The 14305-nt window shown below is 39.2% G+C and carries 8 protein-coding genes and 2 pseudogenes; 6 read left to right on the top strand and 4 right to left on the bottom strand.

Annotated elements, in window-relative coordinates; genetic code table 11:
* Window positions 1-47: 47 nt before the first annotated feature.
* From ACVA53_RS22150 to ACVA53_RS22140, 3 genes are all read right to left on the bottom strand, one after another.
* The gene (locus ACVA53_RS22150; protein WP_446506285.1) at window positions 48-1454 is read right to left on the bottom strand and encodes a sulfatase-like hydrolase/transferase; all 1407 of its coding nucleotides are present in this window, start codon (window positions 1452-1454) and stop codon (window positions 48-50) included.
* A gap of 107 nt (window positions 1455-1561) precedes the next feature.
* Complete coding sequence (locus tag ACVA53_RS22145; RefSeq protein WP_446506284.1) at window positions 1562-3007, bottom strand: MFS transporter; 1446 nt, start codon at window positions 3005-3007, stop codon at window positions 1562-1564.
* Window positions 3008-3090: 83 nt separating this feature from the next.
* On the bottom strand, window positions 3091-3969 hold the full coding sequence (locus tag ACVA53_RS22140) for a hypothetical protein (protein WP_446506283.1): 879 nt from the start codon (window positions 3967-3969) through the stop codon (window positions 3091-3093).
* Window positions 3970-4511: 542 nt separating this feature from the next.
* Between ACVA53_RS22140 and ACVA53_RS22135 the strand changes: the two are divergent.
* The 6 genes and pseudogenes from ACVA53_RS22135 to ACVA53_RS22110 all read left to right on the top strand — a co-directional run bounded on the left by ACVA53_RS22135 (window position 4512) and on the right by ACVA53_RS22110 (window position 12737).
* Window positions 4512-4887, top strand: a pseudogene (locus ACVA53_RS22135) (DDE-type integrase/transposase/recombinase).
* A 129-nt stretch (window positions 4888-5016) separates the two neighbouring features.
* A complete protein-coding gene (locus ACVA53_RS22130) occupies window positions 5017-5223 on the top strand; it encodes a helix-turn-helix domain-containing protein (RefSeq protein WP_446506282.1) in 207 nt (68 codons plus the stop codon).
* Between the two features lie 439 nt (window positions 5224-5662).
* Window positions 5663-6253: a hypothetical protein gene (locus tag ACVA53_RS22125; RefSeq protein ID WP_446506281.1), complete on the top strand. Its 591-nt coding sequence runs from the start codon at window positions 5663-5665 to the stop codon at window positions 6251-6253.
* On the top strand, window positions 6234-8471 hold the full coding sequence (locus tag ACVA53_RS22120; protein ID WP_446506280.1) for an integrase: 2238 nt from the start codon (window positions 6234-6236) through the stop codon (window positions 8469-8471). The genes ACVA53_RS22125 and ACVA53_RS22120 overlap by 20 nt, the downstream gene beginning before the upstream one ends.
* Window positions 8465-11461 carry a tyrosine-type recombinase/integrase gene (locus ACVA53_RS22115; RefSeq protein ID WP_446506279.1) on the top strand — a complete coding sequence of 999 codons (2997 nt, stop codon included), beginning with the start codon at window positions 8465-8467 and terminating at the stop codon, window positions 11459-11461. Before ACVA53_RS22120 ends, ACVA53_RS22115 begins: the two co-directional genes overlap by 7 nt.
* 389 nt (window positions 11462-11850) lie before the next feature.
* Window positions 11851-12737, top strand: a pseudogene (locus ACVA53_RS22110) (IS982 family transposase).
* Between the two features lie 332 nt (window positions 12738-13069).
* Here the strand turns inward: ACVA53_RS22110 and manA are convergent.
* The coding region (manA, locus tag ACVA53_RS22105; RefSeq protein WP_446506278.1) for a mannose-6-phosphate isomerase, class I at window positions 13070-14305 on the bottom strand (1236 nt) is incomplete at its 5' end.

Below are 14305 nucleotides of genomic sequence, written 5' to 3'. Positions count from 1 at the left end.
CTATTTTAAAAAGGCCATTCCTAAATTGGAATGACCTTTTCATTTTACTATTTGAACAACGGTGAAAGTTCATTCATTACATCAGAATTTTCCAAAGAAACATCAGTTGTTTCTCCTGGATCAGAAATAATATTATAAAGCTCTATATTATTCTCAGATGCATACCTCACTGCTTTCCACTCTCCTTTTCTTGCAGCTTGTCTAGCTTGACGTATAACACCATCACTTGTAACTTTTGCTTTTGCACCGTATTCCCAATAAAGCAACCTATCATCCATTATTTGTGGTTCATCCGTAAGTAAATTAATGATTGAAACACCATTTGTTCTTACTCGTGGGACTGTATTTAAGGATACACCCGATAGATCTGCAAATGTTGGAAGAAAATCAGCAAAAATAATAGGCGTATCTTCTACTCGTGATTTTCTTATTTTATCTGGCCATGAAATAACCATTGGTACGTGAATTCCACCGTCATAAAGATCTCGTTTAAAACCTTTATATGGAAAAGCCGCTCGCATATACTCAGGATCAGCTCCGCCTTCTTGATGTGGTCCATTATCAGAAGTAAATATGATGACTGTATTGTCGACCATATCATTATCTTCTAATGTTTGTACGACCTGGCCAACATATTCATCTAAAGCTGTAACCATGCCTGCTAATGTAGCATTTGGTTTTTCAACAGGTTCAGGGTAGTACGATGCATACTTATCACTTGGGGTTCCTGTTGACATACCTGTATATGGTTCTTCATCAAAAACTCCATCATACATTTTAACAAACCTCTCAGGTGCTGCGAGTTCAGCATGAGGGGATGTATAGTTTAACATCACAAAAAATGGATTACTTCGATCTTTATTTATGAATTTAATTGCTTCATTTGTAAATAACTCTTGTGCATACGCCCCTTTTTTATTGCCTTCATTCTCTTTTATTATTATTTTTTCGCCATCTCTCCATAGCATTTGTGGATATTGACGATGGCCTTCCAAGATTGAATTCATTCCATACCAAGTATCAAAACCCATGGATAATGGATCAGTAATGCCATAACTATAACCTATTGAGTACTTACCAAACATTGCGGTCTCATAACTCGCATGCTTCAATATATGCGCTAACGTTACATCACCATCATCTAACCTTGCTTGGTTAGTATTATCTTTCATAATACGACTGTCCCTTCCAGTAAATAGTGAAACCCGAGAAGGAGAACTAACAGTATTTCCAGCATAAGCATGAGTGAAAAGTAAACCATTATCAGCTAATTTGTCTAGGTTTGGCGTTTTTATTTTTGTGTCACCATAAGCACCTATTTGATTAAATCCAAGATCATCAGTCAAAATAAATATAATATTGGGTTCTTCAGCTGAGTATACAGGAGCGGAAATTACAGCTCCTAACAACGCAGTTCTTATTATGTTAACTAACTTTTTTTTATTTGTTTTCATTCCATTTCCTTTATATATAGTTTAATTTGATCGTTTCGCTTTTTTACTTCTAATCTACCAACTAACATTTATGCGAAATCATTGTTAAATAAATACAAAGCAATTAATTATGATTTATTTAATTGATTAATTACATCTCGGTTAATATTGTAACCTTTCATGAAAACAGTGGAGATTGTCAAAAATATCGGACCAACCAAAAATGCAAAACTTGCTATCTGTAGAGATACTTCAGGAGTCTGACTCGAAGAACCTTCAATATATCCAGCTAAGGCTAATAATGAACCAGAAAATAACAGTGCTAAAGAGCCAGATGATTTCATAGCAAAACTGAACATTGAAGAATACCCGCCATCTTTTGATTGACCAGTTCTAGCCTCATTAACAGCTGAGACATCTGCAACCATTGAGGCAGCTAATGGAATTATAATACCTGCTCCTACCCAGTACATACCTTGAAACAAAGAAAAGACAAGTGTCACCACATTGTCTTTATTATTTACAAGATCCAAACTTAGTACATCAATGGCAAATACTAAATACATTAAAATGCCACCTAGCGAAGAAACAGAAACTGCTATAAAAACAATATATTTCTTCTCTAAGTAATTGACTAATGAAGTTATTGAAAGAGCACCAAGAGCAAAACCAATCATAGTACTACCATGAACAAACGTTTTCTCTGCACTTGAGAAGCTCATAAATTCGACATACGAAAAAATTTGAAGTTGGGCAGTTAACATAGTTCCTATCTGAGCAACAAATAATAGGCAAAATACTTTAAAAGCCATTTTGTCAGATAGAATATCTTTAGTGCTTTTTATAAACTCCTTGAATCCTGCGTTCTTTTTTTCATTTTCAGAGCTTTTAGCATACTCTCTGGTTAAAAATGTGCAGAGCATAATCAATATTAATGCGACAAGGCCAAGTGTAAGGCCCATAGTTATAAAGTTATCTGGGTTTTTTGTTCCATCAATACGAACTCCCATCTCATTAACACTATCACTGAAGAATAAAGTCCATGCTAGTGCCCCGAATATAAAGTTTACACACATATTTAGAAATGAACGTATACTTTGTAATTTTGCTCGACTTTCATAACCACGACAAACTTCAAATCCTAACGCTGTGTATGGTACAACAAATATGGTTAAACTCGTCCGCAATATTAAGTTAACAAATAATAAGTATGCAAAAAGTACTGATGAGCTTTTGGTAAAGGATTCAGGTACCATCCATAAAGCCATAAACGATACTGAAAGTAGCAAACCACCGATAAACATATAGATATGTCGTTTACCATATCTAGATTTTGTATTATCGGATATATACCCCATCATAGGATCTGATATAGCATCCCAGAGAATACTAATACTCAAAGCTAGACCTGCAAGAGATGCATTTAAGCCAAGCACTTGAGTATAAAATAAAAGTGCGAAGTTATTAATCCCATTTGTACCAATAGAAGTTCCGCCCTCCCCTATCGAGTAATACCATATTTTTTTTGCCAATCCCTCGTTTGGCTTACTCCCTGTCACTGTCACTTCTGACATATTTCACCTCCATAATTAACTACTTCATTTAACTTCTTTAATATATTATTCAATGGGATTCCTTGTTAAAATATTTTATATTTTTACATTATAAGAATTTTCTTAATATCTTCTGGCGTTGAAAATTTATTACCACCGTTACTAGCACCTGTAATCCACCAATACACCATTCCGGCATCAGAACAGTCATACTTATTAGTTTGGAACTTTACTACACCATCACTTTCAACATATGCTAACATATCCCAAATAAAGGCAATTCCTTTATCATTATGATTTTTCGCCCAATCCCATTTGTTTATTTCTGTTTGTAATCCAACATTTTGATCACCTATTTGATGTTCATTTACACCAAAGTCAAGAATTTGTTTCCAAGTAAAAAAATCACCACTGTTATCATTTGCTGGGTGATGAGATACAACATGTACGTATTTAATAGAATCTGCTTTTGCTGCTTCTAAAGCATAGCCAATAAGGTCGGGTTCACCAGCTTCAATGATCCATAATGGATTATTCTCTGTTGAAGAATTAATTGCTTTAACTAAGTCATCAGTTGCTTCTTGCTGTTCAGTTCGACAATTATAATTTTTACTAACACTGTTGAATGGTCCATAAATTTCTGAAGCTTTATCTGCAGAAAATTTTAATATTTTTTGGCGACGAAGCTCATTTTCCACATCAATTGTCTGATTACTTATCGGGTTTCTAAAAGGGTCAAGATCACATGCGTAAGAAAAATGAACAAGGCGGTCACTAAGTCCTGACTTTCCCAAAATAGCTAATGTAACAGCGTTTCCTGCTATATCATCGGGATCTGGTGAATTCCCATCACTCACATACGCTAATCGGCCTGCTGGCGGATTAATTACTTTATTTAAACTTTTTGATTGTTTTTCTATATTTTCACTAGCCCAACAATATTGACTCGTAACCAAAATAAATATTAAAAATAATCTTTTCATAGAAAAAACCTTACAAATATAAAATTACACCAACAAATAAGTAACTAAACTTATACTTAAGTGTGATTATCACAAGAACAATTTTTGTAATCTATAACATCAAACTTTGCGAATAGGAAAAGTGTAAGAAAACAAAATTAAATATAGTTAACTTGTGACTCAAATCATAGAAATAAAAACACAAACCATATATTATAATTTTGTTTTAAGAGTATATATTGGTGTTTATTAAAACCTTTTTTCATAGTGAGGAGTTTAACTTTCGGGAGTATTTATCAGGTTATATATAATGCCGTTATAATTTATGTCTATTCCTAGTAAGTTTCTTTAGTAATTATGTCTTGCTGCTTATCAAGCATTGCTTTTTTGAGATTGTTGCATTATATTGTTAATCATTACACAGTATACTTAACATTGACTTTGTTGACTAAATCAGACTGGTTTTGTCGCAAACAGAGATGGTCGGTTATGCTCTTCATCAACTTTCATCACTTCTAATATTACTACCATGAAATTCATGGGTTGTCTTTTTTCCTTCCGAAATCATACTGCAGTCCGTTCATTACTATATTTCTTACAAACTGAGCTATCGTGAAATTGAAGTGATACTTTCAGTGGAAGTATTACTACCGAGCCGTTGATAATACGGTAGCGTCATTAACTTTTTACTTTGCAAGCACCGTGAAGAGAAAGCAGCCAGCGCCTTCTTTAACAATGCTATTAGTCATAACGGTTTGCCTGAAAAGGTCGTCATCAAACAAAAGTGTTACGAATGCGTTAGCGCCGCACAATATCAACGTGAATCTCTGGCTGATGGGGAGAATGCTTAACCTGATTGAAGTCCTTCAAGTTAAGTATTTGAATATTGTCGAGCAAAGCCACCGGAAAGTGAAAGGTAAGATACATCAGTGCCTATGATGGAAATCAGATGAGGGAACTAGGGCCACACTCGCTGGTGTCGACCTGTAGTGGTCGATGATGAAAAAATGTACAGCTCAACAACCCTGACGGGTTATCCATTTGAGATAAGTTTTACGCGCTTGAAGCTTGATTGCATCTAAAAGTCAGTACGTTTGTACTTCTGCACAACTTTTCAACAGAATCCGTGATACCGGTATCAACAGAGGAACGATTACACGCCTATATAATGAGACTGCGACAAGAGTGGATTTAGAAGTAATCGATGCATTGTGCAATTACCTTAACGTTTCTGTCGGTGAACTTTTCAAGTTTCAGAGAGAAGGGACAGATTAATTTTGCTTATGTTGAGCTGATGACCCATGGTGTTTACTAAACCAGTAATTTTCTAAATAAATATAACGAGCAGTAGACACCATTCTGTTCACAAGCTGGCCACAACGCAGATTTGCTTCCATCACCAGCCAAACGCCAGACACAGCAAAACACGCCATTAAGCGCATTAATTTCAAATAGATATGTGAAATTTACTGATATAAGAAAGCTGGAGCGGGCAGCGGGAATCGAACCCGCATCATCAGCTTGGAAGGATTATACCCACCCGAGCCCTAAGATCGACACCAGCTGTCAATCTTATAGTTTTCAGCAAGTTATTTACCAAATCGATACATCCATCAAATCCCATAATTTGCCATTTATTGCGGGCTAGTCACAAAAATGGTCACCTAATTTCGTATACTTAATGTACATTTTTTGTGCTAAGGATTGTGCAATTATGGCCAAGATCATATCTGAGCGAGACAAGAAAAAGTTATCAATCAGCGTTCATCCGGCGGCAAAAGCTGCGTTTGATTTCTTTAATAACCAGGCATTCCTCTTCGATAAAACACTGTTTACTATCGACGCATTACGCACTCTGAACCAATACTCAACACTCCATGCGGTTGAGCAGGAAAGAAGGAAAGTGCTGCTATTTTCAGGATTCGAATATTTCGGTTTTGACTTATCAAATACAGATTTCAACAAGTGTACAATTATCGCTCACCGAGATTTAACGGACAACGATATTCAACTACACGCATGGACTAACATTACACGGACTCTCCTATCATCATTACAGCCTCAGCAAATCGAATCCTTTAGAAGATATTTTAACCAGTCTGCGCCAAATGGGATTGTTCAGGTTTTGAGCAACAGAAATAAAATTAGTCAGCCTCAATTAGCCAAGTGGACATCATTATCTCGCAGCGGATTAGCCCGGCAAAAAAGTCGAGAATCAGAATCAAATAATTGTGAGCCACAATCTCAACCATCCATTTTTGAGAAGCTGATCAGGGAGTGTACTGATGAATCGGAAAGAAATTGAAGAGCGATTCAAATCTCGAAATATTGATGCTTTTTTAAAGAAATTATTTCCATTCTCTGCTTGTGAAAATGCAGTTATAGCTGAAGAGATCATTCGTCTGTGTAACCTATTAGCATCGCATCACAGTAGCCATTTTGGCGAGCTCTCCTTTTTGCTAAAAGAATCCTTGGACAGAAAACATCCAACATCAATTTCTCCAGAATTGGTTCTACACAAAATTGCTGACAGCCGACAATTAGGCGTTAAATATATCCCTGCTTTTGTGGCATCAACCTTACTTCGCACTTCTTACGACAGATCCAAATTTGACCAATACAAAGCTTTAACCTTAATCAGCATTACTCGATTAAGCTTCATGGGTAGACATGACGCCAAAATAAAAGCGATCTGTGATGAAGTCCGGCTCTTTGCCAATGGCCAAAGAGAAGCAATGGCAGGTTATCTTCCAGACATTAATAAGTACTCTTTCCCTGAGCTTGTTAAAAAATTTACCCAACTAACAGATAAAGAAAAATCCACCATTAAGTCAGCTCGTATCATCAATCAACTTGAGCATTATTACCGACCATACCAAGCCAGCCTTCAATGGTCCGAAGGGTATACGAGGTCCGTTACCACTAAACAATTTCGACAGGCAGGCACATTAACTGTCAGTCCGAGACAATACTTAAATGATGAGGGAGATTCTCTCATCGAAATTAAGCAACTTCATTTCGGCTCCAGGAACAATGAAACATGGCAAGATGAAGACGGTCTAGGAAACGACAACCGAAGTCTGATTATTGTTACTAGCCCATCCAGCGTCAATAAAGATTACAGCCTAGAAGTTATGAAAGCCCGTGCCATTCAGGCGCGTATCAGAAAGAAAAATATGCACCTTCCCTGCGATATTTACTCATTCACCAACTTTGAAGTTGCATGCCTGGTTCAGACATGCCTCAAAACCATTGAAGTTGGTGATACCAATGAAAACGGTGTAGCAGAACTACTCATGCTGATGCTATTAATGGGTAACACCATTGAGCAGGTAAGAAAAACAAAGGTTCAGCGATCCACTCGCAAATCAGTCTGCGGGTTTATCCGAAAACACAATCTGCCCACCCACAAACTCAGAGCAGAATTACACCCCATCATAGAAAATATCTCAGATAATCTGTCTTTCCCCCTTCCCAAACTGATTACACAAGGAGTAAACAACTTTCAATTTCGGGATATTGGTGAAAAAGAGATAAAAGCCTATCTACAGGACATCAATCGAAAACACCATACCCACATCACACTCACCAAAGTCAGCGGGTATCTCAGACAAAAGCTATCACTGGAACAAATAGATCCTGTAATCATTGAAATCATCTGTGGCACAGATATCAAGGCTGTTCCTGCCCTTTACTATACACAACTACCTTATTCGAGCATCCTTAATACCTATCAGCGTTATATCAACTTCATTGCCTCTGTTAACCGAAATCCAGAGCTGGGCATTTTGAACAATTTACCCACCCAGGATAATATTCTTATCGGCTCACCACTTCACATCCGAACCAATACCCTCAAGTCACTGTTTTCTGAGCTTAATCAGCTTATTCAAAAATCACTAAAAAGCCCATCATCGAAGTTTTCTGAGGAGTGCCATAACAATGTGACCCTATACACCCAACTCATAATGGGGCTTAGCTGTGGATACCGGCCGGTGACAGGCTGGTTTGGTAAATTAGAGCACTACCATCTAGCTACGGGTGAATGCTGGATTTCAGACAAAGAGAAAAGTACCGGCGATTGCAGCCGCGTTATTGTTCTCCCCAAAACCGCGCTTAAAGTATTTGAACAGTACCTGACATATATTGAACAAGCCGCCATACACTATGGTAATAAAAGCCAAGCTATTAGCATCAGATATCATTCAGTCCTCAATAGTCAGGAGCATCTTTTTTTTTACCGAGAAAAAGACCAAATCCAAGAAACCATTCCCTCAGCCTTCATCGCATTGGTTGACCCCATTTTCCCTCTGCAGCCTAACTGGCCTCGACATCATATCCGCTCATTATTACTCGAGAATAATATCCCACCGGAGTTGATTTCAGCTTGGATGGGACACCAGGGCACGGGAAAGCATGCTTTCAATCAATTCAGTCATTTCAATAGAAAGCAAATGAGAACAATTAGCCAAGAGATTAATAACCACCTGATTGAAATCGGTCTAGAGAGAAACATATGGTAAGTATCGGTATTGAGGCGCGAGAATCCAAGCGACTAAAAACGATCGAAAATGTCAAACGACATACTCAGCAGCTGTTGGACAAGCACTTCCCAAATCCCAATAATAGGCCTAGTCCCGAACTCTTCGAAGACAAATGGCTTAAACTTATCGCTGAGTTAGAAAAAACATTTGGCACCCAGCGCGACTACCGACTGGCCTTTAATTCTGCAATTAGAACTGTTAAGCGCTATCAGGATCAATTCCGGTGGAAGGTTTCTCCACCATCCTTTCTCGTCACACACAAGGAGCCAACACAATTAAGAACCTTACCGTGGCTCAAGGCGGCTTGGGCAGTTCATAGTTTCTATGTGGAGTGGTTCAATAACGTTCTGCTTAGTAAAAAGCTACAAAATCCCGCCGATATCTATCAATCACTGTTAATGTCCTTGATATTTCATAGTGGCCAGTGCTCGGCAAATATCATCACTGCATTTTGTCACGAGCTCATACAAGGCCCTCTTAAGCTTCAGCATTGGCAAGACAATATCTTTGTCACACTCACATTGGAGGACAGCAAACTCAACACCAATTGTTATGTAAATGACGAAGCAAAGACTCTATACCATTGTTATTTTCATCCGATTACCCTGGGGCTACTCCGGTTATGGCTAGCCGCAAATAAAACAGGCTGGATACCACCGAAAGATTCAAGAGAGCTATATAACACTCTATGTGCCGGCATCAAACCACCAGCATACCTCCCCACATCACTAACATACTTCTGCAAGGCCGCAATATACACCTGTGAAACCTTCGACGGTGTCGAACTCAGTGAAGCACTTGTGGAATACCGAATCGAGCGAACAAAATCCTACGCCTTACCCCCGAGCAATATTTCTCGTATTATTGAGCCAAAGGTAAATCAAACGCTAAACAACCACTTCTATCAGTTCAATAAGGACATCACTGTAGAGCACAAAAATCAGGTAACTTCGTCTAAAGGACGCACAAAAGGTATGCCTGCACTGATAAAACAATGCTTTGCAGATGAGAATCCAAATGAAAAACTATCCCCTAATCGCTTACGAGATAAACTTGAACATTTAGACGCAAACATCGAACTATCAGAAACGGAATCGGTACTCATCCATTGGTTTATCTACAAAACATGGTCATGTACCACATCAACCCTCAGACAATACAATGCGAACCTCACAAGAAAATGGCTTTATATTGGTCAAAAATGTGAACTCTCAAGCTTTTCATCAGAAGATATCGAGCAACTTTACAAGAATCTGGTCTTTAGCCATAAATCTGCGAAGTCCCAGAAGTACTTCGCCATGCGGCTAAAGGATCTGCATGGCTTTGCCGTCCAGAACTACAGCTTTCCGGAACTCACCAGCAGCTACTTTCATGTCGATGCAGGCCAGCAGCACACCCGGTCAGGGTTTATCGATGAGGGACTGTTCTCTGCCTTACTTAACAACATCCAGCAATTGGCTGATTTAAACAATGCTGAGAAAATATGCCTACAGTCCCTTTGTATCCTTTCCTACCGATGTGGCCTCAGGCTAAATGAACTGAAAAAGCTCCAGCTCAAACATATTGAAGCCTCTTCTACCGGTTGGATAGATATTCGGGAAAACCGGTTCGGTGATAACAAAACGGCCAGCAGCCTTAGAAAGGTTCCGCTTTTCCCATTGCTACTGGGACATGAAAAGCAGATAGTTAGCAAACACTTACAATCGAAGATGGCTGCACGCACATCTATGGGTAACCTGGTCTTCACTTTGGGCCAAAACATCAACCAGCCTTTCGACACCTTTCTGGTATCGAACTTTGTCGGTGAAACACTCAAAGCACTCTCCGGACTATCTTACCTAGTCTTTCATCACCTAAGGCATAGCTGCTTCAGTCGGCTACACCTTCTGCTGGAACTTGACGATGAGCTTGATGCCATTCCAAATATCGTTCCTTACAACAAACAGCAACGCCACAAAATCCGCCATACCATCACGGGTAAGTCACTGCAAAATGGATACTACGCCATCGCCATTTTTGCCGGTCATGAATTACCAGAGATGACTTTTTCCCATTACTTGCACTTTTCTGACTGGATATCAGCCACCAAGATCAACCAAGCAACGTACCCTCTCAGTCAAAAGCAAGCGGTTCAAATTGGGCTTTCATCTAGACAGCACCATCGAAATCACAAAGGAAACGCCCAACCTAAGGACTTCCTACCCTATCTCATCAAGAAATTGAAGATTGAGCCTATACAGTCAATCGTAACAGATGGCATAACCCCCATTCAGGTAGAGCCTTGCTCAACAGGAGAAACCATTAGTATACCCATCTGCTATCAAGTGCTAGAGCAAGTTGAAAAGGGTATAAGCATTCAAGAAATTGCATACAAATATCGCATCGAGCAAGAGACTGTCGACAAATGGTTAGCAAACGCCAAATACATTAAGTCACTTAAAACCAACAATTTGAACCAGCGGCCACGCCACTTCTCAAATGCTCGAAGGCACAAGTTATTACCCGGTAAACTGAAATCTGTAGCCGAAAATAAAATCGTCAACATAGCTATTGCAAAACTTCGAAATAACTATCCCAGACAAAAAGAAGAAATTACAGAGATGTTACGCTATGCCTTAAAGCACACCAGTGAGAGTAAATCAGGTATATATTTCAATAGCCCAGATACCTTAAACCAATTCATTAAAACCTTTCATTTCATGGTTCCCAAGTCGTCTTGGCGAGCCATTACCCTGTATCACGGTAACAGTATGAAACGAGTGGAATGGAGAAAGGCTCTTCAAGGGCTAAAACAAAGGCAAGAAAAAAAATCATCGATAAATAGCAAGCCTGGTATTGGAGCCGTACGCCTTGAGTTAATTAGCCCTGATGAGGAGAAGATCATAGAAAAAACAGGACATAGCAAATACTCATCGCACTTGTTGAGTTATCTAATTCATATGATGGGGATTATGATGTTGAAGAAATGATACATTCTTAATATTGCCCACACAATCCCATTTGGGCAAGAGTTAGTAAATATAGTACCATATAAATACCTCCTCGTTACGTTTCTCGAAGTGGCGTCGATGACAATTATTGCATTTCTGTTTTTTCAGTCATTATGGTTTTGCTCATCAATTAAGTTCGTAAACATTTTGTTATTAGGATGATTTCAAGCATCTATTTTTATGGTTACATTATATCGAATCGGTTTGCTTAGACACTTCAAATGGAAAAGAATAGAGTTACCCACTTTGATTAAAGGTTCTGAATCCGTAATTAACCTGAACTCGGGATAAAAATAGAAGGGAACTAAAAGCTGGTTCTGCGATCAGATCTTTCGACCAAGAACGACCGATCGCAAAAGGAACCAGCTATGAATAAATTAGTAGACTTGTTTTGTCATGTCGATGACTTTTGTAAGGCTTTTCTACCTCAGTGGCAAAAACTTCAGCTTGAAAGCGGTGAGCGTAAGCGAAACCGCAAAGGTCGTATGTCTGAAAGTGAAATAATGACGATTATTATCGCTTTCCATATGTCACATCAGCGTGATTTTAAAAACTTTTATCTTGGTCTTATCCAACGTCACTATAAAAGTGATTTCCCCACTTTACTCAGCTACACACGTTTTCTTGAAGTGATGCCGTCAGTACTCGTTCCTTTGAGCTCTTTTTTCACTCATGTCAAAGGTATGCCAACCGGTATTGAGTTTATTGATTCTACAAGCATTAAGGTTTGTCATAACCTACGTATCCCACGGCACAAAGTGTTTAAAGGAACTGCGGCACGAGGCAAAGGTACCATGGGGTGGTTCTATGGCTTTAAGCTTCATATTATCACTAATCATCTAGGTGATATTGTCGCGCCAAGTTAACACCAGCAAATACGGATGACCGAAAGCGCGTTCGAGAGCTATCTAAAGGGTTACTCGACAAGCTTTATGCTGATAAAGGTTATATAAGCAAAGCCCTGACTGAGGATTTAAAAGATGAAGGGATCACTCTCATTACCACTCACCGTAAGAATATGAAACCTAAGGTATTAGCCGCTTGGGATAGAGCTATGCTATCAAAAAAGTTCATAATTGAAACGATTAATGACCAACTGAAAAACATCTCTCAGATAGAGCATTCACGACATCGAAGTTTGCACGGGTTCATGCTTAATCTACTCGGTGGATTAATTGCTTATTGTTTAAAGCCAGAAAAGCCATCGCTAAACATCACTAGCACTGAGCAATCAGGGTTGATGGCGATGGCTTAAACCGATCTGAGGTTAATTAAAGAAACTGATAGGTAACCCTCATTATTCATACTAACAATCCAATCATCAAACACAAAGCTGGACTTCTAAATATTGCAGAATAATTCGGCAACTAAAGCGCTTATCTTTTAGTGTGAAAATGTTATGTATGTTAAAAATAAATATTTTCCTGCGGTTACCGCGACTTCAAAGATTGACCACCGTAATACCGGCACCTCATTAACCAAAATTGTTTGCATTGAACTAAAGTCCTCATGAAGAGAACTTTAACATGCCTAAAAATAAGGGCTATAACAGTCTTTGTCATAATTAATATTAATTAAGCATAGCTTTCATCTAACCCTTGCTAATTTCCCTTCACAGGTTACATTGATTAGTTTTGTACACGCGGATACAAAGACAGACTGACCTTTTACGATTGTCATCATCTCCCCTTTTGGATGAGAAAAAGTAGCCTCTGCATCAATCGCGAACCATATCTCACCGCTGTCCAATTCTATCCCGTGGTTCACAGAATGGTCGATTATAGAAAATCGAAAATCATCAACAGGTACCGGATATACAGTCTCAACTTCCTGTTGCTGTGGCTGTATCAGCAACTTCTCATCCTGCAGAGCCTCGAACCGGCAGCAAGCAAGCAGTTCACCAACATCTATATGCTTAGGTGTCAGCCCTGCCCGCAGAACATTATCTGAATTGGCCATCACCTCCAGCCCTGTTCCCTGAATATAAGCATGTGGTGTTCCGGCATCAAGGAACATTGCCTCGCCCGGCACTAGCTCTACCACATTGAGCATCAAAGGTGCCAACAGGCCAATATCACCAGGGTATTGCCCTGATAACATAATAACGAGTTCTGCAAGTGGGCTTTGTTCGCGATGGGCCCAAGAATTCAGGCTGGCGAGCAAGGCTTGCTTTTGCTCACCGTCAAAGGATAGGACCCTTTCAAACAGCTGACGTAAGCCGCTGCTGTCTTGGGCATTGGCGAAAGACTGTAATGGTGCGTCTAGCAAAGGGCTTTGCAAGGCTAATAGCAAATTAAGGATATCATGGTGAGTTCGAAAGCCGTTCATCGCCAAAAACGGAGTAAGGGCATAGATAATTTCTGGCTTGTGGTTACTATCTTTGTACTGGCGGTGAGCTGCCGCCACAGGAATCCCCTTAGCGTTTTCACGGGCGAAGCCTACTTCAGCTTGACTCTTGGATGGGTGCACTTGGATTGAAAGAGCCTTTCCTGCCGACAATACCTTGAATAAATACGGTAGTTCACCAAAGCGCTGGTATGTTTGCCTGCCGACCACCTTTTCCTTGTGCGCATTGATATATGTGTTTAGTGATAACTGTTGACCCTCAACCATGATAGCGGAACTTGCTTTAGGGTGGGCTCCCATCCATATTTCTGCCATAGGTTTATTTTCCGGATTAGACAAACCGAATAAATTACCTATTGCTGTTTTGCTACCCCATTCATAATCCTGAATGGTATTATCCCCCGAATTCAACTCCGAAGTGCGACACCCTCTAATATCAAGCAGCCATAACCATCGTTTTAAAGACGACAGATGGCT

It is taken from the genome of Photobacterium sp. DNB23_23_1, from assembly GCF_052873815.1.
This window is presented reverse-complemented; position numbering and strand designations above follow the sequence as displayed.